Source organism: Candidatus Methanoperedens nitratireducens, from assembly GCF_900196725.1.
Lineage (GTDB): Archaea > Halobacteriota > Methanosarcinia > Methanosarcinales > Methanoperedenaceae > Methanoperedens > Methanoperedens nitroreducens_A.
The window spans coordinates 1-2,589 of the sequence record NZ_FZMP01000131.1 but is presented as its reverse complement, the minus strand read 5'-3'; the positions used below and the strand labels follow the sequence as shown (position 1 = coordinate 2,589).

2 protein-coding genes are annotated in these 2,589 nt (G+C 47.3%); both read right to left on the bottom strand.

What is annotated here, in order from left to right; translation table 11 throughout:
* Window positions 1-76: 76 nt before the first annotated feature.
* The gene (locus tag MNV_RS09510) at window positions 77-283 is read right to left on the bottom strand and encodes a hypothetical protein (protein ID WP_096205548.1); all 207 of its coding nucleotides are present in this window, start codon (window positions 281-283) and stop codon (window positions 77-79) included.
* Between the two features lie 87 nt (window positions 284-370).
* Complete coding sequence (locus MNV_RS09505; protein ID WP_096205546.1) at window positions 371-2,416, bottom strand: cation:proton antiporter domain-containing protein; 2,046 nt, start codon at window positions 2,414-2,416, stop codon at window positions 371-373.
* Window positions 2,417-2,589 lie beyond the last annotated feature (173 nt).

The window sequence follows — 2,589 nt, the reverse complement described above, 5'->3', positions numbered from 1 at the left end:
GGTAAATCGACGAATTTGCCTGAGGCTCAGGTAAGTTCCTTTTACGGTTGGAGAATGCCTCTTTTCAAAGCGCCTGCTACTCCCCCTTCTTATGACCCTTCTCCTTATGGTGCTTCAGCACAGTCCGCGCAGCCACTTCCTCAGTCCTCTCGCCGTAGCGTCCTGATTCTTCAGCCTGCTCTTTGATATGCTCATACTGGCGCTGCTCCTTTTCGCCAACACCCGCCACGTGCTCTTTCTCGGGCTTCTTTTCAGGCTTCTTTTCTGATTTCTTCTCTACCATTCTTATTCACCCCCGTGTTCCCGGTATGCCCGTTATAGTATAGTTATACTTCAGGATATTAAAACATTTCGAGCTACCGTTTATCCCTTATTTAGCCGGAGGCAGGAGCAGGGGTTTTACGCTGGCAATACTATCCCTGGTGCCCATTAGAACAATAATATCCTGCGCAAGGAGCTGCGTATCCCCGGAAGGATTGGTTATTATCAGCTTATCACGCCGGATCGCCAGTACGGTCGTGCCAAAGCTTTTCCTGAGCCCGACCTCAGACAGCGTCTTACCTGCCAGGGGTGAAGCATCATCTATCCTGAACGCCCCTATCTCGACATCGGGCAGATGTTGTTTTAAATCCGGCAGTGCAACATTTCTCTGCTCTATATTCCTGAACATATCATAACCATCCTTCCTGATCTTGATGATATGTTTTACGATCTCATCCATAGGGATCAAATACCGGTGCAATACCCTTGAGACGATCTCGATTGAAGTTTCAAACTCTTCAGGTATCACATCATTCGCACCTAGGGAATACAGCGGGTTAACTTCATTAGTATAGCGGGTCCTGGCAACGATATATACAGACGGGTTAAGCCTCCGGGCAAGTTCCACGATTCTCCTGGTGGCAGAAGCATCGGAAATAGCAACCACCACCGAACGCGCCGTTGCAACATTAACATGCGCAAGCACAGATTCCTTTGAAGCATCACCATACAGTATAGGAACCCCGCGTTTCTTCTCAATCCTCACGGTCTCGGGGTTCATCTCCAGCACCACATAAGGAATACCGGATGAGGACAGCACTTTTGAGACATTCCTGCCGTTAAGACCGAAACCCACGACAACCACATGGTTTTTCAACTCTTCTTTCTTAAGATCATCCTCACGGAGGCGCCCGGCCCTCAGAGCACGAAATTGGGGCAATCTTTCAATATATTCTGAAAAGCCCCCGCTTCCCTGTATCATGAACGGGGTGAACATCATGGTAATGATCGAGGATGCAAGAAAAACCTGGTATCCATCGCTTGAGATCAAACCATAATTCAATCCTTCTCTTGACAGCACGAAAGAAAATTCACCTATCTGGGAAAGCGCCACGCCCACAAGTACGCCAACCCGGAGCGGATAGCCCAGAATAACAGGGATCAGCGTCCCCGAAACGAACTTGATAACAAGGATAGCGAACACGGCAAGAAGTATAACAACCGGGTTGCGCAGCACAGAATCCACATCCAGCAGCAAGCCTATCGAGACAAAGAAAAGAATGCTGAAAATGTCCTTAAGAGGCAGTATCTCGCTGAAAGCCTGGTATCCGTACTCAGATTCGGAAATAACAAGCCCGGCAAGAAAAGCGCCAAGAGCAAGCGACAAACCTACAAGTGACGTTAAATATGCCGTCCCGAAACAGATCAGCACGATACCGACCAGGAACAGCTCACGGCTGTGGGTTTTAACGACACGGTACATCACCAGCGGAACAACAAACCTCGAAACCGCGATCATCAGAACAACAAAAATCAGAGCCCATAAAATATTCAATGCCACATCAAGAGCGGAAACGCCAGACCTTCCGCCAAGCATTGGCATTAGAAGTACCATCACAACAACGCTCAGGTCCTGGAAGATCAAAACCCCGGCAGACAGGCGGCCCTGCGGGGAATCTATTTCACCGCGATCCGAGAGCACTTTAAGTACGATTGCAGTGCTGCTTAATGCCACCAGGAAACCAAAGAACAATCCCTGTTCAAAGGATGCGCCAAAGAACAGGGCTATCAGCAGCACCACTGTTGTGGTCAAAAAAACCTGGAAGAACCCGCCAATGAACACGGCACGGTTGATCCTGATTATCTCTGCAAGCGAAAACTCAACCCCGATCAAAAACAATAACAGGATAATACCGATCTCAGCCAGCGACTCGATCAGCCCCACATCCTTGATAATGCCCAGCATAGAAGGGCCAAGCATCACGCCTGCGATCAAATAACCCACAATCGGAGCTATGCGGAGATGATGAAACAAAAAAGTAATACTGATCGCTGCACCAAAAATAATAACAAAATCCCGCAGAAAAACAGGCTCAGTCATAATGTAAATACTATTAATAAGTACACAACTATAAATAACTCTCTCCCTGACCATTTTTCGACGCTGCCTGATTATTTGTTATAAATGTTGAAAAAATGGTTGGTGCGGTGCATCTTGAGAAGTTAAAATAAAAAGCTTATGTAAGGTTCCAGTACTTCCGAATAGTCCTACTTCCGAGTGAATGAGATATCAACCCAGTTTCCCATGAAAAACAATCTTCTCCACTT